General features: G+C 36.0%; 19 protein-coding genes. 6 read left to right on the top strand and 13 right to left on the bottom strand.

Features of this window, described 5'->3' with window-relative positions:
- The first annotated feature begins 281 nt into the window (after positions 1-281).
- Genes ACGH49_RS05820 through dnaB form a run of 3 tightly spaced genes read left to right on the top strand, consistent with a single transcriptional unit; the run spans position 282 to position 3,557 of the window.
- The gene (locus ACGH49_RS05820; protein WP_297223887.1) at positions 282-1,301 is read left to right on the top strand and encodes an aspartate-semialdehyde dehydrogenase; all 1,020 of its coding nucleotides are present in this window, start codon (positions 282-284) and stop codon (positions 1,299-1,301) included.
- On the top strand, positions 1,288-2,079 hold the full coding sequence (truA, locus tag ACGH49_RS05815) for a tRNA pseudouridine(38-40) synthase TruA (RefSeq protein WP_296210562.1): 792 nt from the start codon (positions 1,288-1,290) through the stop codon (positions 2,077-2,079). Before ACGH49_RS05820 ends, truA begins: the two co-directional genes overlap by 14 nt.
- A gap of 53 nt (positions 2,080-2,132) precedes the next feature.
- Positions 2,133-3,557, top strand: a complete 1,425-nt coding sequence (gene dnaB, locus ACGH49_RS05810) for a replicative DNA helicase (RefSeq protein WP_034909856.1) — start codon at positions 2,133-2,135, stop codon at positions 3,555-3,557.
- Positions 3,558-3,674: 117 nt separating this feature from the next.
- Here dnaB and ACGH49_RS05805 read toward each other — a convergent pair whose 3' ends face one another.
- Genes ACGH49_RS05805 through ACGH49_RS05790 form a run of 4 tightly spaced genes read right to left on the bottom strand, consistent with a single transcriptional unit; the run spans position 3,675 to position 7,116 of the window.
- Complete coding sequence (locus tag ACGH49_RS05805; RefSeq protein ID WP_411588586.1) at positions 3,675-4,511, bottom strand: metal ABC transporter permease; 837 nt, start codon at positions 4,509-4,511, stop codon at positions 3,675-3,677.
- Complete coding sequence (locus tag ACGH49_RS05800; protein WP_065560161.1) at positions 4,508-5,374, bottom strand: metal ABC transporter permease; 867 nt, start codon at positions 5,372-5,374, stop codon at positions 4,508-4,510. Before ACGH49_RS05800 ends, ACGH49_RS05805 begins: the two co-directional genes overlap by 4 nt.
- A gap of 6 nt (positions 5,375-5,380) precedes the next feature.
- Positions 5,381-6,271 carry a manganese/iron ABC transporter ATP-binding protein gene (locus ACGH49_RS05795; protein WP_411588584.1) on the bottom strand — a complete coding sequence of 297 codons (891 nt, stop codon included), beginning with the start codon at positions 6,269-6,271 and terminating at the stop codon, positions 5,381-5,383.
- Positions 6,271-7,116 carry a metal ABC transporter substrate-binding protein gene (locus ACGH49_RS05790; protein WP_411588597.1) on the bottom strand — a complete coding sequence of 282 codons (846 nt, stop codon included), beginning with the start codon at positions 7,114-7,116 and terminating at the stop codon, positions 6,271-6,273. The genes ACGH49_RS05795 and ACGH49_RS05790 overlap by 1 nt, the downstream gene beginning before the upstream one ends.
- Positions 7,117-7,597: 481 nt before the next feature.
- Here ACGH49_RS05790 and ACGH49_RS05785 point away from each other — a divergent pair, with 481 nt between their 5' ends.
- Positions 7,598-8,518, top strand: a complete 921-nt coding sequence (locus ACGH49_RS05785) for an L-lactate dehydrogenase (protein ID WP_411588582.1) — start codon at positions 7,598-7,600, stop codon at positions 8,516-8,518.
- A gap of 185 nt (positions 8,519-8,703) precedes the next feature.
- On the opposite strand, the gene ilvA is transcribed toward ACGH49_RS05785, so the two are convergent.
- The 5 genes from ilvA to ilvG all read right to left on the bottom strand — a co-directional run bounded on the left by ilvA (position 8,704) and on the right by ilvG (position 15,222).
- Positions 8,704-10,239 (bottom strand): threonine ammonia-lyase, biosynthetic, encoded by a 1,536-nt coding sequence (ilvA, locus tag ACGH49_RS05780; protein ID WP_411588580.1) that lies wholly within the window; start codon positions 10,237-10,239, stop codon positions 8,704-8,706.
- A gap of 2 nt (positions 10,240-10,241) precedes the next feature.
- Entirely contained in the window at positions 10,242-12,092 is a 1,851-nt protein-coding gene (gene ilvD / locus ACGH49_RS05775) for a dihydroxy-acid dehydratase (RefSeq protein ID WP_411588579.1), read from the bottom strand.
- A gap of 116 nt (positions 12,093-12,208) precedes the next feature.
- Positions 12,209-13,138, bottom strand: coding sequence for a branched-chain amino acid transaminase (locus ACGH49_RS05770; protein ID WP_065606767.1), 930 nt, complete (start codon positions 13,136-13,138; stop codon positions 12,209-12,211).
- Between the two features lie 173 nt (positions 13,139-13,311).
- Positions 13,312-13,542, bottom strand: coding sequence for an ACT domain-containing protein (locus ACGH49_RS05765; RefSeq protein ID WP_065606769.1), 231 nt, complete (start codon positions 13,540-13,542; stop codon positions 13,312-13,314).
- A 3-nt stretch (positions 13,543-13,545) separates the two neighbouring features.
- Positions 13,546-15,222 carry an acetolactate synthase 2 catalytic subunit gene (gene ilvG / locus ACGH49_RS05760; protein WP_411588578.1) on the bottom strand — a complete coding sequence of 559 codons (1,677 nt, stop codon included), beginning with the start codon at positions 15,220-15,222 and terminating at the stop codon, positions 13,546-13,548.
- Positions 15,223-16,196: 974 nt separating this feature from the next.
- Here ilvG and ACGH49_RS05755 point away from each other — a divergent pair.
- On the top strand, positions 16,197-17,084 hold the full coding sequence (locus ACGH49_RS05755; RefSeq protein ID WP_296208165.1) for an SDR family oxidoreductase: 888 nt from the start codon (positions 16,197-16,199) through the stop codon (positions 17,082-17,084).
- A 139-nt stretch (positions 17,085-17,223) separates the two neighbouring features.
- Entirely contained in the window at positions 17,224-17,886 is a 663-nt protein-coding gene (locus ACGH49_RS05750) for a hypothetical protein (RefSeq protein WP_296208163.1), read from the top strand.
- A 664-nt stretch (positions 17,887-18,550) separates the two neighbouring features.
- Here the strand turns inward: ACGH49_RS05750 and ACGH49_RS05745 are convergent.
- The 4 genes from ACGH49_RS05745 to lapB all read right to left on the bottom strand — a co-directional run bounded on the left by ACGH49_RS05745 (position 18,551) and on the right by lapB (position 23,056).
- Positions 18,551-19,792, bottom strand: coding sequence for an MFS transporter (locus ACGH49_RS05745; protein WP_411588577.1), 1,242 nt, complete (start codon positions 19,790-19,792; stop codon positions 18,551-18,553).
- A 184-nt stretch (positions 19,793-19,976) separates the two neighbouring features.
- Positions 19,977-21,089 (bottom strand): JmjC domain-containing protein, encoded by a 1,113-nt coding sequence (locus tag ACGH49_RS05740; protein WP_411588576.1) that lies wholly within the window; start codon positions 21,087-21,089, stop codon positions 19,977-19,979.
- Positions 21,079-21,864 carry a YchF/TatD family DNA exonuclease gene (locus tag ACGH49_RS05735; RefSeq protein WP_411588575.1) on the bottom strand — a complete coding sequence of 262 codons (786 nt, stop codon included), beginning with the start codon at positions 21,862-21,864 and terminating at the stop codon, positions 21,079-21,081. Before ACGH49_RS05735 ends, ACGH49_RS05740 begins: the two co-directional genes overlap by 11 nt.
- Positions 21,865-21,886: 22 nt before the next feature.
- Positions 21,887-23,056 carry a lipopolysaccharide assembly protein LapB gene (gene lapB, locus ACGH49_RS05730; RefSeq protein ID WP_065606782.1) on the bottom strand — a complete coding sequence of 390 codons (1,170 nt, stop codon included), beginning with the start codon at positions 23,054-23,056 and terminating at the stop codon, positions 21,887-21,889.
- Positions 23,057-23,066 lie beyond the last annotated feature (10 nt).

Raw genomic sequence — 23,066 nt, 5'->3', positions numbered from 1 at the left:
TTTATTAGTAAAAGAGAATTAATTATTGGTGAAAACTAAAAAATCATCTTATTAGTTGAATAGTCAAATAACCGGTGAAAATGTAAACTGATAAATTCATTTTCGAGTATTATCAAAAACTCAGTATCAAGCCATCTTAATGATGGCTTATCGTTTTAATGTTCAGAGTCACAGCCAAATAAAATCTATTCATCTAATGCTATTGTTATATATCTTTTTCCGCTATCTTTGACAATATAGTGATATAATTACCGTTAAATTTTTTATTTGGGTTTATAAATATGTCTGCATGGAATATTGCTATTGTGGGGGCGACAGGGCAAGTGGGTTCTGCGCTAGTTGAATTATTACAACAACGTAGTTTACAAGACAATAGTCTAAAAATTGAAAATCTCTATTTGGTCGGTAGTGACAATAGTGCTGGTGAAGTTGTTCGTTTTGCTGGTAAAAATTTAACTGTTACCGATAGTGCACAAATGGATTGGAGCCAGTGCCATTTTGCCTTTTTTGTTGCTGGTTATGAAACAAGTGAAAAATATGCACAAATTGCGGCAGAATCAGGTTGTGTAGTGATTGATGCAAGTGGCTATTTTGCTCAGCAGGATCATATTCCATTAGTAGTACCTAAAGTTAATAACAGTGTATTAACTGAATACCGTAATGAAAACATTATAGCTGTAGCTAGTGCCACAGTGTGCCAATTATTGCGTTGTGTTGCGTCTTTAACTGATATTGAGTTATTAACCAATTTACATGTCACCAGTTTTATTCCGGCCTCATTGTATGGTAAGCCAGGAGTAGATGAGCTGGCTGGACAGAGCGCTCGCTTATTAAATGGTATGCCAGTTGATAATCAGTTATTTGACAAGCAATTGGCATTTAACTTATTACCCGTATCGCACGAACATGATGATTCAATATTAGGTGAAAAGTCACAAGTTAATCAAATTCGTAAAATATTAAGTAATTATGAACTTCCTGTCTCTATTGAGTCAGTGATTGTGCCTGTGTTTTATGGGGTGTCACAAGCTATTAATGTATCAAGTAGCTTACCGATTGAGTTAGATATGACACGTTTTAGCGAGTTTGGGGTTGAAGTGCAAAGCGATAATATGCCAACTCCAGTGACCGAAGTTAGTATAGAGTCTGAAGGTCAGCTAACTATTAAATTGGCTAATTTGAGACACAGTTACGGCCATTATGAACAAATTCAATTTTGGTCAGTTGCTGATAATATTCGTTATTTAGGTGCATTAATGTTAATTGAGACACTTGAGATCCTCATTAATGACTATATATAAAATTGCCCTTGGTATTGAATATGATGGTAGTAATTACTTTGGCTGGCAACGACAGCAGCATGTTGATTCTATTCAAGAAAGACTAGAATCCGCACTATCGACAATTGCTAATTCACCAATAAACGTCTTTTGTGCTGGTCGCACAGATGCTGGTGTACACGCAACTGGTCAAGTTATTCATTTTGAAACCCAAGTCATGCGTTCAGCTAGTGCTTGGACAATGGGAGTGAATTCTCATTTACCTGATAATATTGCGGTGCGTTGGTCACAAGTAGTTGATGATAGTTTTCATGCGCGGTTTAGTGCGACTGCTCGGCGTTATCGTTATGTGATTTATAATCATCGTTATCGGACAGCAATTTTAGCTAAAGGAGTATCGCATTATTATTTACCTTTGGATGAAACCTTAATGCATCAAGCTGCACAGTATTTATTAGGTGAGAATGATTTTTCATCCTTTAGAGCAGCGCAGTGCCAATCAAGAACACCTTGGCGTAATATTCATCATATCGAAGTTTGGCGACAAGGTGAATTTATTATTGTTGATATTAAAGCTAACGCGTTTGTTCACCATATGGTACGTAACATTGTGGGCAGTTTACTTGAAGTTGGTGCGGGTAATCGACATCCAGAATGGATTAGCGAACTTTTGCAGGCTAAAGACAGAACGAAAGCTGCTGCAACAGCAAAACCTGAAGGATTATATTTAGTTCAGGTGGATTATCCATCAGAATATCAAATACCAACCCAAGCATTAGGCCCATTATTTTTAAAATAAGTTGGATAATAAGCAAACAATAAAAAGTTAATTAAATTAGAAAGATAAATGTAATGAAAACTGATCGAACAAGCACAAATAAAGATTCTAGAAATCAAGAAGCGAAAAAATCAAACTTGCATAATATCAAGCTTCCACCACACTCAATTGAAGCTGAACAAGCAGTACTTGGTAGCTTGATGCTTGATAATCAACGTTGGGATGCTGTATCTGAAATGATCACTGATCGCGATTTTTATTCGCGCCATCATCAACTAATTTTTTCTGAAATGCATACATTGGTCAGTAAAGGTACACCAATTGATTTAATTACCCTTTCTGAAAGCCTTGAAAGTAAAGATGTTTTAGCTGATGTCGGTGGTTTTGCTTATTTGGCTGAACTTTCAAAAAACACACCAAGTGCGATTAATGTTGTTGCTTATAGTGATATTATTCGCCAACAAGCGATTTTACGTGAATTAATTAGTGCATCAAATGATATTGCTGATAACTGTTATGCAACAGAAGGGCGAGATAGTACCGAAATTTTAGATTTGGCGGAAAGTAAAATATTTCAAATCGCTGAAAGCCGAACTAAACAAGGTGAAGGTCCAAAAAGTATTACCGAAGTGCTAGAAGCAACGGTAGCTAAAATCGAAGAGTTGTTTCAACGTCCACATGATGGTGTGACAGGAGTTTCAACAGGTTATATCGATTTAGATAAAAAAACGGCTGGTTTGCAGCGTTCCGATTTAATTATCATTGCGGCAAGGCCATCAATGGGTAAAACCACTTTTGCTATGAATTTGTGCGAAAATGCTGCGCTAGAACAAGAAAAACCAGTATTAATATTCAGTTTAGAAATGCCTTCAGAACAAATCATGATGCGTATGCTAGCTTCGCTTTCACGTGTTGACCAAACAAAAATTCGAACAGGACAACTGCAAGACGATGATTGGGCAAGAATCTCAAGCACAATGGGGCTATTGCTCGAAAAGAAAAACATCTATATCGATGACTCATCAGGTTTAACGCCAATGGAATTACGCTCAAGAGCAAGACGCATTTATCGGGAACATAAAGGCTTAAGTATGATAATGGTTGATTACTTACAGCTTATGCGTGTACCGAATATTTCTGAAAATCGTACTTTAGAAATTGCCGAAATATCGCGTTCACTAAAAGCCTTGGCTAAAGAATTACAAGTTCCTGTTGTTGCACTATCTCAGCTTAATCGTAGTTTGGAGCAACGAGCCGATAAAAGGCCAGTTAACTCTGATTTACGTGAATCAGGCTCTATCGAACAAGATGCTGATGTGATTATGTTTATCTATCGTGATGAGGTTTATAACGAAGCCTCAGAACATAAAGGCATTGCTGAAATTATTCTAGGAAAACAGCGAAACGGACCAATTGGGAAAGTTCGATTAAAATTCCAAGGTCAGTTTTCACGTTTTGATAATTATGCAGATAATAGTAAATATTTGGATGATGAATAACAATTAAATTAATAATAACAGCGTAAAATGGCTTAAAAATATCATTACGCTGTTTTTTTATAGCTGTAAAAAAGTATTTCTAAAAACGGCTTCTTTGCAATAGTTACAAGAATAATTTTAGTGGCGTAATTTTTTGCTAGTAATAAACTGATAAACCTGAGCAAATAAAAATATGGTTGCCTGCAAAATAACAATACAAGCACTGGTTGATGCATCTGCATAATAACTTATCAAGGTGCCCGCCACCGTTGAAATTGTGGAAACCAACACAGCAATTACTAACATCCATTCAAAACGTTTAGTTAACGAAAAAGCAGTTATACCTGGAGCTATCAGCATAGCAATAACTAAAATCATACCCGCTATTTTTAACGAACCTACAATGGTTAAAGCTAACACACTTAATAAACCATAATGTAATAGTTTAATTGGTAGTCCAACCACTTTGGCTTGCAGCGGATCAAAGCAGTAAAGCATAAGATCGCGGCGTTTTATAATAACTAAGATTGATACAATTGTAGCAATAAATATGATCTTTTTAAGCTCGTCATAACTAGTGCCAAGTACACTACCAAATAGGATATGATTTAAATGCTGTGAAGTATCTACTTTTGAAAATAATACTAAACCAAAAGCAAACATACCCGAAAATACAATCCCCATTACGGTATCTTCTTTCAATCGGCTGTTTTCTTTGATGTAACCTGTTGCAACCGAGCAAAATAGGCCTGAAGCAAAAGCACCAATTATAATGGGAATACCTGCTAAATAGGCCAGCACAATTCCAGGTAAAACCGCATGCGAAATTGCATCCCCCATTAATGACCAGCCTTTTAAAACTAAAAAGCAAGAAAGCAAAGCACAAACTATACCAGTTGCTAGTGCAGCTAAAATTGCTCGCTGAATAAGAGGAAGGGTCAGAGGATAGTAGATAAATTCCCAAAACTCTGTCATACCTTTCTCCCTTTATTTAAACGGCTTTTACGGATCTGAAGATGATTGGCAATAAGTCCTTGCTTTGGAGCAAATAAAAATGCGGCAATAAAAATTAGCGTTTGTAGCGTTACAATAACGCCACCAGTTTCTCCATTTAAAAAGTAGCTAATCCAAGCACCTACAGCACTAGTTACAGTGCCAATAAGAACCGAGATAATCAATAGCCGAGAAAATCGATTAGTAAGTAAGTAAGCGGTTGCCCCAGGGGTAACAACCATAGCTATTACTAAAATAGCCCCAACTGTTTGTAATGCTGCAACGGTACATGCGCTTAAAATAGTAAAAAATAGGATTTTTAGTTTTAATGGTTTTAATCCAATCGATCTGGCATGAGTTTCATCAAAAAAGACAACTAACAAATCCTTCCAAAAAAAGAAAAGTAGTATAAATGATACCAAAATAATGATTTGCACTTGCCACATATCGCTATCATCAATTCCAAGAATATTACCAAATATAATAGTTTGTGCGTTAACAGATGTTGGATTGAGCGAAATAATTAACAAACCGACGGCAAAAAAAGTTGAAAAAATAAAACCGATAGTGGCGTCTTCTTTTAAGCGTGTAAAGGCACGAACCAACGTAATTGCGAGTGCCGCCAGTAATCCAGTAAAAAATGCTCCAATTGAATAAGGTAGTCCAAGTGCATACGCACCAGCAACGCCAGGTACAACAGAGTGCGATAGCGCATCGCCCATTAGTGACCAACCTTTTAACATTAAAAAAGCCGATAAAAAAGCACAAGCAGCGCCAACAATACTACTTACCCAAATTGCTTTAAGCATAAAATCGTAGGTAAATGGTTCAAGTAAAAGTTCCATTTATTGTTACTCCTTGGGTTTATTATCGTGATGGTCAATCAATAAATCTCGATGGGGGGAATCATGCTTACCTTCGCCATAAAAAATAGCCGCACGCTCATCGTCAGTTAATATGGATACTTTACGAGGATCTTGGTCATCATGCAGTTTCTCGCCTGATAAACTAAGGTAACGTAGTGCACCACCAAAGGTGGTCATTAAATTTTGCGGTGTAAAAGTTGTTTTAGTTGGACCAAAGGCCAGTACGGTTTGATTAATTAATACCACTTGATCACAAAATTCAGGAACACTACCTAAGTTATGGGTTGAAACTAAAATTAAATGGCCTTCTTCACGCAGATCTTTCAATAAATCAATAATGGCATTTTCGGTTTTAACATCAACTCCAGTAAAGGGCTCATCTAGCAACAACACTTTACCTTGTTGAGCTAATGCTCGAGCTAAAAATACTCGTTTTTTTTGCCCACCAGAAAGTTCGCCAATTTGACGATGCTTAAAATCAAGCATGTTCACACGTTCAAGAGCAATATCAACTTGTTTTTTGTCTTCTTTGCTTGGAATACGTAAAAAAGACATATGCCCGTATCGTCCCATCATTACTACATCCGACACCAGAACAGGAAAATCCCAATCGACTTCTTCGGTTTGTGGCACATAGGCAATGATATTTTGCTTTAAAGCTTGCTTTACTGAGAGATTATTAAAAGTTACACGTCCACGGGTTGGACGAACCATTCCCATAATGCTTTTAAATAACGTTGACTTGCCACTACCATTAATACCAACTAAAGCACAAATAGTACCACCGTTTAAGTTAAAGCTAGCATCATAAATTGCAGTATGGCCATTATTATAAGTCACCGTGATATCATCAACTTTCAAGCAAATTTGAGTCATTATTTTTCAAATCCTTTAGCAATAGTTTCAACGGTCACTTTTAACAAATCAATATAAGTTGGAACAGGACCATTTTTAGTTGAAAGCGAATCGACATACAAAACGCCACCATATTTAATATCGGTTTCTTTGCTCACTTGTTTAGCGGGTTTATCTGAAATAGTACTCTCACTAAAAATGACAGGAATATCATTTGCTCGCACTAAATCAATTAATTGCCTAACTTGCTGAGGTGTGCCTTGTTGTTCAGCGTTTATTGGCCATAAGTAAGCTTCTTTCAAATTATAGTCGCGAGCTAGATAACTAAAAGCTCCTTCGCTGGTCACAAGCCAACGTTTTGCCTCAGGGATTTTGGCCAACCGTTCGCGTAATGGTGCATCAAGCGCTTTAATTTTAGCAATATAATCAGCAGCATTTTTATTATAAGTAGCCGTATTTTTAGGATCATATTTGACAAATGCCGCGCGAATATTTTCAATATAAATTAAGGCTAGTGTTGGCGACATCCAAGCATGTGGATTAGGGTTACCTTTATAGCTTCCTTCGCGGATTGGCATCGGCTCAATACCTTCAGTCACAACAACGGATGGGACATCTTTTACATCTTCAAAAAAGCGTTTAAACCAAAGTTCTAAATTAAGGCCATTCCATAACACTAAATCTGCTGAAAGCACTTTGGTAATATCTTGCGGGGTGGGGTCGTATTCATGAATTTCCGCACCGACCTTGGTGATTGACTCTACTATAGCAGCATCACCAGCTACATTTTGCGCAATATCTTGAATAACCGTAAAGGTAGTAACGACTTTAAATTTCTTTTCTGAAGCTTGTGCAGATTTGTGCATACCTGTCAAAATAATTAACGAAGTTAAAATAACCTTTAATAATATTTTACGATTTTTCAAAAAATTGAACTTCATTAGCGACTCCTAGCGTTTGACTCATAAACAAATAGCAAAATTCAGTGATTGTTCCTAACAAATCTAACAAATATCTTTCAATTTAATTACTTGTAGTAGTGAAACTGCATTGCCAATTATTTATAGCAATAAAATAAATTTAAATGTTAATGAGAATTATTATCACTTAAAGTGTAAAAGTCAATTTTTTTTAAAGTGCACGGTTTCAATTAACTCATGACTTAACTTATGACATAGCTATGCTAATCATTCATTGTATATAAAACTAAATTAAATAGTAGCTAATTTCGTCTATTTAAATAATAGCTAAAGTAGAAAAGATAATATATTAAATCACACTGATCACGTTTTATACTATAGAAAACATTTGTTGTTTATCTTTATTTTTAATAAAGCGAGGTTTAATATGAAACTGCGAAAAGTGATGATTATCGGCGTGGGTAATGTGGGATCAACAACCGCTTATACACTGGTTAATCGAGGAATTTGCGAAGAAATTGCACTTGTTGATCTTAATAAAGAATTAGCCTATGGGCATGCACAAGATTTACTAGATGCGGCGGCCTATCGGCAAAATATGGTTAAAGTCAGTTTACGCGAATCGACCGATTGCGCCGATATTGATATTGCGATTATCACTGTAACTTCAGGCATAGCTCAAAAAAGCCGTGCAGAAGAGCTTGCAGGAACCTCTAAAATCATTACCAACATAGTGCCTGATATGATTAACAATGGTTTTAAAGGCATATTTTTAATTGCCACCAATCCTTGCGATGCCATTACATATCAAGTCTGGAAATTATCTGGCTTGCCTCGTCATCGAGTGATTGGTACAGGGGTATGGCTTGATACGGTACGTTTGCGTCGATTATTGGGCGAAAAAATGGATATTGGTCCACAAAGCATTGATGCCTTTATTGTAGGTGAACATGGTGATTCACAGTTTCCAGTTTGGTCTCATTCATCGGTTTATGGGATTAATCTCAATAATTTAGAAAAAAATAGAATCGATTTTGAAGAAATTGGCACCCAAGCTCGAGAGATGGGCTTTGAAATTGCTAACCGTAAGCACTGTACTGAATATGGAATAGCTAGCACCATAACCGAAATTTGCCAACATATATTTACTAATAGCCACCGAGCATTAGCGCTTAGTTGTATTTTAGACGGAGAGTATGGCTATAAAAATGTTGCAATTGGTGTTCCTGCAATATTAGATCAACATGGTATTAAAAAAGTGATCAAGCTCGACTTTAACGAAAATGAAAAACAACTCTTTGAAAAAAGTATCAATATTGTAAAAGGATATATCAATCAAATTAGATGATTTTTAGTAAAAACGTTTCATACTTTCTATTAGAAGGTACCAAATAGTTTAGGAGTTGGTTTGTTTTCATATTTTAGTCTTTTGACACCAAAATTCCTTTCCGTCAAAAGGCTAAAATACGAAACCATCACAACCTGACTAAATCTATCCACCTTATAGGCGGATAGTAATTACTAATTTTAACCTTAATTAGTTAAAAACAGTTTAAGCGAAGGATTATGTGTTTCGTTGTGGAAACCATAATCGAGTTCAGTTAGGTGTTGATTAAACTGGTTAAGGGTTGATTCGTCGATTTCAAACGCGGCAAGTACACGACCATAATCGGTACCGTGGCTACGATAGTGGAACATTGATATATTCCAATTAGTCCCTAACGTTTGTAAGAATTTAAGCAACGCTCCTTGCGATTCAGGGAACTCAAAACTGTATACTTGTTCTTGAAGCGGTTTGCAAGGTTTGCCACCAATCATGTAGCGTACATGTAGTTTTGCCATTTCGTCTTCGGTTAGATCCACGACAGGGTATTTTGCAGCAGCAAATTCTTGTATAATTTCATCTTTTTCTTCACTTTTCGAAATTTTTATTCCCACAAAAATACAAGCAGATTTTTCATCATGATAGCGGTAATTAAATTCGGTTACTGCGCGTCCACCTAATAGCTGACAGAAACTTAAAAAACTGCCTTTCTTCTCTGGGATGGTGACTGCTAATAGCGCTTCACGTTTTTCGCCTAATTCACAGCGTTCTGATACATAGCGCAAGCTGTGGAAGTTTAAATTAGCGCCTGACAGTATATGAGCAAGTTTTTCACCACAGATGTTATGCTGATCGACATATTTTTTTAGTCCAGCTAATGCTACTGCGCCAGATGGTTCAGCTATTGCACGTACATCGTCAAATAAGTCTTTCACTGCAGAGCAAATTTCGTCGCTATTCACGGTAATAATATCATCAATATATTGTCGGCAAAGTCTGAATGTTTCATCGCCAATTCGTTTGACAGCAACGCCTTCAGCAAAGAGTCCGACACGCTCTAAATCAACAGGGTGACCTGCATCTAATGCAGCTTTTAAGCAAGCTGAGTCTTTAGGCTCAACAGCAATAACTTTGATTGATGGCATGATTTGTTTGATTAACACTGCAATGCCTGCGGCAAGCCCACCACCACCAACAGGTACAAAGATTCGGTCAAGTTTTGCATTTTGTTGTAATAGTTCCATAGCAATACTACCTTGCCCAGCAATTACTAGCGGATGATCAAATGGTGGAATAAAGATGCGATTTTGTTCTTTAGCTAGTTCCATTGCTTTGGTTTTGGCTTCGTCAAAGTTAGCGCCATAAAGCAATACTTCACCACCAAAACTTTTTACAGCTTCAACTTTGATATCGGCAGTTGTTAGTGGCATAACGATTAAAGAACTGATGCCTAATTTTGTAGCCGAAAAAGCCACTCCTTGCGCATGGTTGCCAGCCGACGCGGCAATAACGCCGCATTTGCGTTCTTCTTCACTTAAGCTGGCTATCATGGCTTGTGCTCCACGGATTTTGAAACTGTGGACGAGTTGGCGGTCTTCGCGTTTGACAAAAACTTGATTGTGTATTCTTGCTGAGATCTTTTCCATTTTTTCAAGTGGAGTTACTTCTGCCACATCGTATACGGCGCTACAAAGCGTTGCTTTTAAATAATCTGCACCGGTAAGTTGAGTATTTTCTTGTTTCACAATTAGCCACCTAATTTACTTTTATCTCGTACGGCACCTTTGTCTGCGCTTGTTGCTAAACTGGCGTAAGCTTTAAGCGCAAATGAGACGTAACGAACTCGATTATGAGGCGTAAATGCTTTTTCACCTCGTTCTAGTTCTGCAACTCGTCGACGTTCAAGTTCAGAAGTTGGTACATCTAGTACTAATTTACGATTTGGGATATCAATATCAATAATATCACCATCACGAACAAGGCTTATAATGCCGCCATTTGCTGCTTCTGGAGAAATATGACCAATCGATAAGCCAGAGGAACCACCAGAAAATCGTCCATCTGTTATCAATGCACATTTTTTGCCTAGACCCATGGATTTTAAATAACTGGTTGGGTAGAGCATCTCTTGCATACCCGGTCCGCCTTTTGGTCCTTCATAAATGATGACAACGACATCACCTTCAACCACCTTGCCTCCTAATATGCCATCAACAGCATCTTCTTGGCTTTCAAATACTTTTGCTGGGCCTCGGAAAATTAAATTTTCAGCAGCAACGCCTGCGGTCTTAACAATTGCGCCATCTTGTGCAACATTACCATAAAGTATTGCAAGTCCACCGTCTTGACTATAGGCGTGAGCTTTATCACGAATACAACCATTTACACGGTCATCGTCAAGTGAATCCCAATAGCAATCTTGTGAAAAAGCTTTAGTGGTGCGAATGCCTGCAGGTCCACTACGATACATTTTTTTTACTGCTTCGTCGGTAGTTTGAGTTATGTCGTATTTGGTGAAAGTTTCTTGTAATGTTAGTCCTAGAACGTTGTGTACATTGCGATTTAGTAATCCTGCTTTATCTAGTTCTGACATAATTGACACAACCCCACCAGCTCGGTGAACATCTTCCATATGATATTGCGCTGTACTTGGCGCTACTTTACATAAATGTGGGACTTTTCGCGATAATCTATCTATATCTGACATGGTAAAGTCGATTTCACCTTCTTGTGCAGTAGCTAACAAATGTAATACGGTGTTGGTCGAGCCACCCATAGCAATGTCTAATGACATAGCATTTTCATATGCCGCTTTTGTTGCAATTGAACGAGGCAGGTAAGATACATCATCATGTTCATAATAACGTTTGGTGATTTCAACAATGCGTTTAGCTGCGTTTAAAAAGAGTTGTTCACGTTGTTTGTGAGTGGCAATAAGTGAACCATTGCCCGGTAATGAAAGTCCTAATGCTTCAGTTAAGCAGTTCATGGAGTTAGCCGTAAACATACCTGAGCAAGAACCACAAGTAGGGCAAGCTGATTCTTCGATGGCTTTGCTATCTGCGTCGCTAACATTTGGGTTAGCGCTTTGAATCATTGCGTCAACTAAGTCTAATTTAATGATTTGGTCAGATAGTTTTGTTTTGCCTGCTTCCATCGGTCCACCTGAAACAAAAATGGTTGGGATATTTAAACGAAGCGAAGCCATTAACATTCCTGGTGTGATTTTGTCGCAGTTAGAAATACAGATCATGGCGTCGGCACAGTGTGCATTAACCATATACTCGACAGAATCAGCAATGAGTTCTCTTGAAGGAAGTGAGTAAAGCATTCCACCATGTCCCATAGCAATACCATCATCAACTGCGATTGTATTGAACTCTTTGGCAATGCCACCCGATGCTTCAATTTGTTTGGCGACTAGCTGTCCAATGTTTTTTAGGTGGACATGTCCTGGTACAAATTGTGTGAATGAGTTAACCACCGCAATGATGGGTTTACCAAAGTCTTCATTTTTAACGCCAGTTGCACGCCATAGTGCGCGGGCTCCAGCCATATTTCGGCCCTCGACCGAGGTTGCTGAACGATATTTCGGCATTTCCTGCTCCCAATTTTTATGCAAGTAACCGTGTTTAACGGTTTGTAGTTTTTAAAATTAATCACAAGTTAAAAAGTCATCCGCCAGCACACTTGGCGGATTTTTGATTTTGTTTGTTATTTAACAGGATCTAACCAACCATATTTATCTTCAGTTTTACCATTAAATAAACCAAAGAATGTTTGTTGGATTTGTTTGGTAATTGGACCACAACGGCCAATGCCAACTTGGATGCGGTCAACACTACGAACTGGTGTAATTTCCGCTGCTGTACCTGTCATAAAGACTTCATCTGCCAGATAAAGTGATTCGCGTGATAGTGTTTGTTCTCGCACTTCAATATCAATATCACGTGCTAGCGTTAATACTGCATCACGTGTAATACCGGGTAGTGCCGATGACGATAAAACCGGAGTGTATAAAATGCCATCTTTAATAATAAAGAGATTTTCACCAGCACCTTCAGATAAGTGTCCATGAACATCTAACGCAATACCTTCTTGGAAGCCATTTGCTCTCGCTTCAGAACCAATTAATAATGATGATAAATAGTTACCACCTGCTTTAGCAGCGGCTGGAATTGTATTTGATGCAACGCGATGCCAAGATGAGACCATTGCATCAATACCTTCGTCTAATGCTTCTTCGCCTAGATAAGCCCCCCATGGAAATGCCGCTATCATGACATCAGTTTTATAACCAGCAGGTGGGTTTACTCCCATACCCACATCACCCACAAAAACTAACGGACGTATATAAGCACTTTTTAAATTATTTTTTTTGATGATTTGTCGTGTAGCTTCCATGATTTCATCAAGAGAATAAGGTACTGGGAAACGATAAATTTTTGCTGAATTTAACAGCCGTTGTGCATGTTCTTTATGGCGAAAAATGGCAGGACCTTTATGGGTATCGTAACAACGTACACCTTCAAATACCGAAGTTCCATAATGTAAAGCATGTGACATTACATGAACTTTTGCATCTGCCCATGGAACCATTTCACCATTAAACCAAATATAATCAGATTTCGCTGTAGAGCCCATTTTGTTTTCCTCTTTAATTTTAATTTTAATTTGTTAAATATGTACCTTGCTTTAGATGTTTTTGATTTAACGGTCAAACATTGTACTATACTTAATTGCTAATTTAGCTGTTAAAAAAGTTTACTATTTTGAATTTAATATGTTATTTAATAATAAGTTGTTTACTATTGTTATTATTCAATCACTATTACATCTTCTAATTTTGCTACTTGATTTTGTAGTGTCGAAAACGATCTTTCAGTGGTTAATATTAATGTCATAATTAGTATGTTGTTTTCAATTGTTTGCGTTTGCATTGATTCAATATGTCCACCCCGATGACGGATAACCCGTAATATACGTTCAAGTGCTCCCAATTTGTCATAAGCTTTTATGACTATTTGGTATTGAGTTTGTTCTTTCATTGCTTACTCCCTACAACTTCTATCTAGCATGTTTTCGTTTGCGGCTCCGGGTGGTACCAGTGGCCATACGTTTGCTAATTCATCTATGCATACATGTAAAAGATAAGCTCCTTTTGTATTGAATAGGTTATCGAGCGCAGTATCGATTTGTGATTTTTTGTTGATAGTTTGCCCAGGTATATCAAATGCTTTAGCTAGCATTAAAAAGTCGGGATTATCTGATAAATTTGTTTCGCTGTATCTTTCGTTAAAAAATAATTCTTGCCATTGGCGAACCATACCTAGGCGTTGGTTATCAATTAATACGATTTTTATTGGCAATTTTTTACGTTTTATAGTGGCTAATTCTTGGACATTCATCATGAAAGATCCATCACCTGATACACAAATTACACAGTCATTGGGTCTTGCCATCTGTGCGCCAACGGCCGATGGTAAACCAAATCCCATTGTGCCAAGTCCACTTGATGTAATAAAGTTTTGAGGGTGGTTAAAGCGCATATGTTGTGCTGTCCACATTTGATGTTGTCCAACATCAGTAGTGACAATAGTATTGGCTGATTTTCGCTCAGAGATAGTTTTTAATAAAGTTGGCGCATAAATAGCTTCACCGGGGTGATCATAACGAGTTGGATGTTGTGCTTTTAATTGATTAATTTTTTTATGCCATTTATCAATTGAAACTGATTGATTTATTCGTGGTAAAACTTGCTTTATATCGCCTTGTAATCCTAAATGGCTTTGGCGTAATTTGTTGATTTCAGCTTGATCGATATCAATATGAAGTACTTTAGCATGTCGTGCAAATTCATTAAGATTGCCGGTAACCCTGTCATCAAATCGTACTCCTAGGGCAATTAGTAGGTCACACTCTTGCACTGCTAAATTGGCTGCTTTTGCTCCATGCATGCCCACTAATCCTAAATAATAGGGATTATTAATATCGGCAACACCAAGCCCTTTTAATGTTGATACACTTGGAATTTGTGTTAATTCCATAAAGTTTCTAAGTTCGGATATTGCGCCTGAAAGCCCAACACCTCCACCAATGTAAAGCATTGGTTTTTGGGCTTGGGTGATCATTTGTTTGGCTTGTTTTATATCATCAGGCAAGATTGGGTATAGTTGAGTTTTATTCTGTGTAATTTTTAATGAGGATGGTGTTAAATAGTTATGATAATCTAGGTTTGCAAGCTGTATATCTTTGGGAACATCAATTAATATTGGTCCAGGTCTTCCCGAATTAGCTAAGTTAAACGCCTCTTCTAATATATTGGGTAAATCGTGTGCATCATCGATTAAATAACTGTGTTTGGTGCAAGCTAGAGATAATCCCAAAACATCAACTTCTTGAAAAGCATCTGTACCAATAAGCTTGGTTGGTACTTGACCAGTTATAGCAACAATCGGCACTGAATCAATCAAAGCATCAGCAAGACCTGTAATGATATTTGTTGCACCAGGACCCGAGGTGGCAATGCAAACACCAGTTTTTCCTGTTGCACGAGCATAACCAATAGCCGCTATGGCAGCACCTTGTTCATGACGACATAGTACATGTTCAATACCCCCGTCATAAAGTGCATCGTATAGAGGCATAATTTGTCCACCAGGATATCCAAAAACGATGGTTACGCCTTTTTCTTTTAAGGTTTTTACTATCCACTGTGTTCCTAACATTTATTCCTCGCTTGTACTTTACCTATCCATTAACCATAAAAAAAACCCCGCTTTTTGGGAGCGGGGGTTTTCTAATTTATGTATAAACATATTTTTTATTCAAAAACGCCCCCGCGCAGGAATAATGACCACGCTGACAATAATATTGATGAGGACGATTTTGAGTGAAAATTTCATAATGTTGGATGATTAACTTTTTATCATTTTTTAAAATATTTTTAACAAAATACTCGTTTTTTAAAAAAGTGCAATAGTTTTTTATTGATTTTGTTATTTTGGTATAAGTAACTTGTAAAAAAGTTTCAGGAAACGCTATGTTTTAGTATAAAATATTGTAATTAATTATTTTTTGTTTTAAATATAGCTTTAATTAATCGCGATAATGTTAAAAAGCTTTGCAAGATGAGTATGTCGGAATTGGAAAATAGTGATCTTAATGATTCTCAAAATTCGGTTATTTAACCAATAAAAATGAGTCACTAATTGATATTGATGAGTTCACTATCTTATTCAATATATCGAAAAATCATAATACTATTAGTTATAGCGTTAAAAACATGACTGTGAACATGCTTTAATTATTGTCGAGAAAAATAATTCTATCCTTTAAGTTTTTTATAACTAGCTTCGTATATGTTAATTTGATACACTTAAACAGGTGCAAATTTATGCAGCATTCAATGTTTTGACTTTACAAATTTTGAGTATCTCACCGAGCCAATCATGGAAAGTCATCTTTGTTAATTATTAGCCTCAGTTTGTTGTTTTTTATTTTGGGGATGATATTGAGCAATACTATTAAGTTTTAAAAAAGATTATTCTAATTTTTTGTCAGTAAAATATAATTTATTGAATTAGTTAGTTATTTTAAAGATTAAAATATGTTGATCAATAGGATTTTGTGATTATTAATTGATTTCATTTAAGTTATATTGAATTTGTTTTCAAATACATGTTTAACTTAGGAGAAAATTATGAGCAAACAGATCTACAATCCACTTACTAAATATCATCACGATAAGTTCCCAAAACAAACACAAATTGCACCAGCTTTACAGTGCGAAATGAAACCAATTCCTGATTGTGGCGAAAAAAGCTATCAAGGGCATGGTCGCTTAGAAGGGCGTAAAATGCTTGTTACTGGTGGCGATTCAGGTATCGGTAGGGCAGCAGCAATAGCTTATGCTAAAGAAGGTGCTGATGTGGCAATAAATTATCTTCCTTTCGAACAAAAAGATGCTGAGGAAGTGGCTAAGGTTATTCAAGCTGTAGGGCGCAAAGCTGTATTGATCCCAGGTGATTTGAGTGACGAGGCTTTTTGTAAAAAATTAGTTGAAGAAGCGCACCATCAATTAGGTGGATTAGACAATTTGACATTGGTTGCTGGCAAGCAAGTTGCCGTTGAAGATATTATGAAACTTACTACCAAGCAAATTAAAGAAACTTTTGAAGTTAATGTATTTTCGCTTTTTTGGGTCACTAAAGCGGCTTTGGGTTATTTAAAACCAGGTTCAACAATTATTACAACTTCATCTCTCCAAGCATATCAACCTAGCAGTAATTTATTAGATTACGCCGCAACCAAAACAGCTATCATTGCATTTACGCGTGGATTAGCTAAACAATTAGGACATAAAGGTATTCGCGTAAACTCAGTAGCACCAGGTCCAGTTTGGACTCCATTACAAATTTGTGGTGGTCAGCCAAGTGATGCCATTCCTGATTTTGGTAAACAAACTCCATTGCAACGCGCTGGTCAACCAGTTGAACTTGCTAGTGTTTATGTGCACTTAGCGTCTGAAGAATCAAGTTATACAACTGGCGAAACTTATGGTGTTACAGGAGGTATGCATATTAACTAGTTGATATTTGTTATAGTAAAAGAGCTTATTTAAGCTCTTTTACTATTTATGTTATATAGAATTAATTTTTTAAACCAATAGACTATTATGAGTTAATTTATAATGGCCAAAAATTCAGTAGAAACAGAAAGGAAAAAAAATGAAACTTTTTAAAGTGATCACTATGATCGTGTTAGGGCTTTTTTTAATCAATTGTGATAATTCGAAATCAAAAACTGATGATATGAAACAGCAGGTCGAGCAAACAAGTTCAGATATAAGTGACAAAGCTAATCAATTAGGCTCAGAAATTGGAGATAAGGCTAGTCAATTAGGCGCAGATATAAGTGACAAGGCTAGTCAGTTAGGTTCAAAAATTGAAGACCAAGTTAAGCAAGTAAGTTCAGCAGTTAGTGATAAAGCTAAAGATTTGTATGAACAAACAAAATCGGAAAAAGAATATATGCTTAATAAGGTAGAAGAAGGTAATTATAGTGTGGCTCAAGATATGATGATTAAGGCGATTAAAACAAAATTGCCTGTAACCATTGATCCGAGCACCACTTTAGTTGATGTATCGACAAATAGCAATGAAATTAATTATAAATATATAGTGAATAATCTGACTAAAGATGCATTACAGGCTGAAAGCAATCAAAAAAATTTAAAAAACAAATTGGTTGCGTTTTATTGTGGTGATGACTCTAGTATGAAGACACTAAGATTAGTATTCCCTAGAGGAGCTAATTATAATTATTATATCAATGATGATAAAGTCTTTTCAGTGGACGTAAAACCGAGTGATTGTGATAATAATGATTAAATATATTTTAGTTTAATCTGAATAAAATAAATAAGTTAAAATTTATTGGTAAAAAAGGGCTTATCAAAGCCCTTTTTTATTGTTTCTTTAGTTTGAAACTGTAAAATATTATATTGTTCTGACGTCAGTATTTTAAATAATTGGTAAAAATGAAACTTGCAGAATCAATAAAAAGGAATAGCGATGCGAGACTAAAAACCAGTATTTGCAAGTTTAGTGAGTTTAGTCCTTTTCAGTTGCGTTAATTTAAAATTCAATGCCAATTTAAAAAGTTGTGATTTTTTTAAAATATAGGCATCAATTTTTTGCAAAATACCATTATTAATAAAGAATAAAAAATGTTTCCAGTTAAAATTGATGTAAAAACTAATTTAGTTGAAATAGCAAAAGATAATAGATTACTTAATTATAAATATGTTATTAATGCTTCAATAGATAACGGAAATATCGAAAAAATCTTTACCGTAGTAATAACCCACAACTTAAACGGTATAGGGACGTGCTTCTAAATGATGTCAGTTATAATTACTATATCAATGATGAAAAGTTTTTAGTGTGCAATTGGCGCCAGCTTCCTGTACTGCTAATTAAAATAATTTAATTTTTTGATATAATTTTAATCAAAATAATATAAAAACAGGGCGTTCACCCTGTTTTAGTTATTTTATTCTAGTTCTTTACCTTTTGTTTCAGGTATTAAAAATACGAATGCAGCTGCTGATAATAAATAAGCAGCTGACAGTAAAGCTAATGCGTAGCTAATTGAGTAAACAGTAGCTAAATATGCAATTAGAACTTGCGATACTCCAGCAATTCCTCGACCCACATTAAAAATAATATTTTCAGCACTTGAGCGAGCATCTGTCGGGTAGTGTTCAGCAAGTAATGCTCCGTAGCCACCCATCATCCCATTGACAAAAAAGCCAATTGCTGAACCAAATATGATTAATATAAACATATCAGTTTGATGAAAATAAAACCAAATTGAAACTGCTGAAACGAATAAAAATAGGATATAAGAAGGGCGGCGACCAAATTTATCACATAACCAACCAAAAATTAAGATCCCTAGTGACATACCAATTGTTGTTGAAATGGTCCAGAACATTGTATTTTTAAATGGTAATTTGAGTTCAGTTGCAATCATATTGGGCATCCAAACCATGAGTCCATAAAAACCAAAATTTTGTACTGCACAAGCAATAGTTAACCCTGTTGTAGTTGCTATAGTTCGAGGATTTTTAAATAATTTGCCAATGGCTATTTTATTTTTGTTTTGATCTTTTAAATTTTGCCAGATTTCTGGTTCTTTTAGACCTTTACGTGTCCAAGCAACAAATAGAGCTGGCAGCACCCCTATGGCAAAAGCCCAACGCCAACCATAAATTTCACCAATAAAATTGACGGTTAATGCAGCTAAAATGATACCAGCTTGAAAGCCTAATGCAACAATGGATGTTGCTCTTGAACGTTTATTTTTAGGCCAGCTTTCAGAAACTAGAGTCATACCAATTCCAAATTCACCACCAAGACCAAGTCCACTTAAAAAGCGAAAAATTAAAAAGCATTCATAGTTAGGTGAAATTGCACATAACCCAGTGAAAAGGGAAAATATTAAAATAGTCCATGAAAAGACTCTTACTCGACCATATTTATCGGCAAGGATACCAAATAAAATACCGCCTAATACGGCACCAAGTAAGGTTACTGATGTTAAGGTTCCTAAATCAGCTTTAGTTAGGTTAAAGCTGGTCGAGATTAGACTAAAACATACACCTAAAATCATCATATCCATGCCATCAAGTGCGTAACCGACAGTGGATGCAAAAAGGGTTCTTTTTTGATACGGGGTTGTGTGTTCGTTTTCACTTTCTGCTTGCAAGGCTGTGTTTGCTTCAGTTTTCATGCATACCTCTAGTTTTTAAAAATAGATGTCACTTAAAATTTGCGTTTTATGATGTTTAATTTGTGATTAAACGGAGGGTAAATTAAAGCGGGGGCAAGTATATACTTAAAACTAATAAAAAGCCAAGCTTAATGCCCTAAACAGTCGTTTTATCTGTCGATTTTATTATCGGTAGTTGATTTATTTAATCTTCAGCAAAGTACCAATAACCTTTGTTGACAAGATCAAGCATAACTTTAAGCGTGTTTTTATCCTGTAACTGTTCGTAATATAGTGTTTCAGTTTCACAAAGTAGATCAATGATAGGCATTGGTAAGTCAATTTTTTCACCATGAATATAGCCAAAATCACCTACTTTAAAGATTCGAATACTTTGTACACGGCGTAGCTCTGCACTCGTTTTTAGTAATGATTCAAATTCTTCATAATTGTATGGTGGTTCAACTGGTACAATATTTAGATCGTGCATTGGTAAAGTAATGTGTCTACCGAACCAATCGTTAAATAATGAAGGTGTTTTGATTAGGTCAATAATTTGATCTTGTACCTTTTTTAATTCATAAGGTTGAACGCGGTGAGAATCGTTAGGTAGCTTTAAATCTGGATCTTGATAATAAACACTAATTGGTAGGTTATCAATGACATAATCAGCAAAACTACTTAGTAGTTGTTGTGATGTTTGTGTCATAAAACCGACAGAATAACTTAATGATTCTCCAATTGATGTACCATTATGCGGACAACCTGTAGGGATATATAGAATATCGCCTGTGGCGATATCTTCGTCAATGATTGGTTGATATTCTTTTACATGCAATAATGCTTTGTGTGCATTAAATTGTTTATAATTTGGATCGCGATCGCCAACTTGCCAGCGCCTGCTCCCCATCCCTTGGATAATAAATACATCATAATTATCAATATGAGGTCCAACTCCGGCGCCTTGTGTTGCGTAAGAAACCATTAGATCATCAAATTGCCATTGTGGAAGGCATTTAAACGGCTTAAGTAAAGTCGCTGCTTGTTCATGCCAATGGTCAACAGCTTGTACTAGCAAACTCCAATGATCTACGCCTAAATTATTATATTGAGTAAATGGCCCAAATTTAGCATCCCAAACACCATCTTTATTAGAAACAATTCGGCTATCAATTTCTTCTTCCATCGCTAAACCAGCTAGTTCGTCTGGAGTTATGGGATCAATAAAATTAACAAATGCTTTGCGTAAGATTACCGGTTTTTTTTGCCAATAGTTTGTTAAAAAATCATCCCAATCAATAGTTAATTTATAATTCATTTAATTTTCCTTGAAGATTGAATAACTGGCAAAAATTATGGGTGGTTTTTTGGGCTATATCCTCTAAAGAAACACCTTTTAAAGCAGATAAATATTGCGCAACTACACGAACATACGCGGGTTTGTTTTCTTTCCCTCGATATGGTACGGGAGCAAGATAGGGTGAGTCTGTTTCGACCAAGATACGATCAAGCGGAACATATTTAGCAACTTCGCGTAGGGTCTCGGCATTTTTAAAGGTGATAATCCCTGAAAAGGAAATATAAAAACCAAGATCCAATAGTTGTTTTGCTGTTTCGATATCTTCTGTAAAACAGTGCAAAACACCAGAGTGGACATGCTCATCTTTTAAAATTCTTAAAGTGTCTTCTTTAGCATTACGTGTATGGACAATAACGGGTTTGCTTAGTTTTCGTCCTAATCGAATATGTTCTTTAAATATAGTTTGCTGTAGTTCTAGATTATCTTGTTGGTAGTAATAATCAAGCCCCGTTTCACCAAGTGCAATGACGTTGTCTTCTTGTGCTAAAGTTTGAAAGCGTTTGGCATCGTAGGTTTCTTCATCAAGATTAAGTGGATGAATCCCACACGAGAAAGAGCATTGAGTTTGATAAGGCGTAAGTCTATGTTTCATCGATTCATAGCCCGACAGAGTTGTTGCCACGCTTAGGCAATGTTTAACGTCATTGTTGGTAGCTTCTTGTAAAATATCTTTTATAGATTTAGTACTAAAGTCTAAACTATCTAAATGGCAGTGTGAATCAATTAAAAACATAAAAATCTCTTTTTTATTTATCTTAATGTTGTTCAAAATCACGAACAGGTTTTATTGTTGACCATGAACGGCAAGCAGGGCATAACCAGTAAAGCGAGTTAACTGTGAACCCACATTTTTGGCATCGATAATTGGGTACCGTTTTTATTTGTTCGCCAACCATGTTGCGTAAAAGTAAAAGGCTTTCTCTGGCTTTACCTTTTTCTGCATCAGCAACATGATAATTCATTAGTCGGTAAAATCCTTTTAAATTAGGATGTTTAATTAATTCGCGATACATGTAGTATTGTGCAGCATCTAGGCCTTTTTCTTTTTCTATAATATCAGCAAGCATTAATTCGGCTACATTACCGGTATCTTGATCGACACATAATTGTAAAAATTCTTGAAATTCATGTTGATTATTTAGCTTTAGGTAGCAATCTTTTAATAAAGGTAATGCTTCGCCAATAAAAGTTTTGTCTTGTTGTAATATTTGTTTAAAAGATTTGACAGCTTGCTCTGTTTTGTTTTGTACCATAAGAACTTGCCCCAACATGAGTGAAGTACGAGCACATTTAGTGTCTGCCATTGCTGATTTTTGTAATAGGCTATTGGCTTTATCGAGATCATCATTAGCAATAGCCAGTGATGCCAATTCACAATAAAATTGTGCAATATCGGTTTTATATTTTTCATTGCCAAGTTTGACCAATTTAGTTGCTATGTTGATGGCATTTATCCATTCACTGGTTGATTGATATATTATAATAAGTTGCTGTAATGCATGTTGCTGAAAATCTTCTTCATCAATTAATTGCAAAAACGTCTTTTCAGCACGATCATAAAGACCGGCAACCATATAATCACGACCTAGTTGTTGAATAGCTAATAGTCTCTGTTCGAATGTTAAAGATGAGCTCTCTAATAGTGCTTGATGAATACGGATCGCTCTATCAACTTCACCCCGAGAGCGAAATAAGTTACCTAATGTTAAATGCGCCTCAAGTGTGCCATCGTCTTCTTTTAGCATGTCTAAAAAAAGATCGACAGCTTTATCTTTTTGATTAGATAAAAGAAAATTCAAACCATCAACATATTCACGAGATAGACGGTTAGATTCATTTAGATATTTTTGTTTTGCATTTCTGTCACCCATATACCAACCGTATGCGGCGGCAATAGGGAGCAACAAAAATAACAGTTCAAACATAATAACCTAT

It is taken from the genome of Gilliamella sp. BG7, from assembly GCF_046635565.1.
In the GTDB taxonomy this organism is placed as follows: Bacteria; Pseudomonadota; Gammaproteobacteria; order Enterobacterales; family Orbaceae; genus Gilliamella; species Gilliamella apicola_P.
This window is presented reverse-complemented; position numbering and strand designations above follow the sequence as displayed.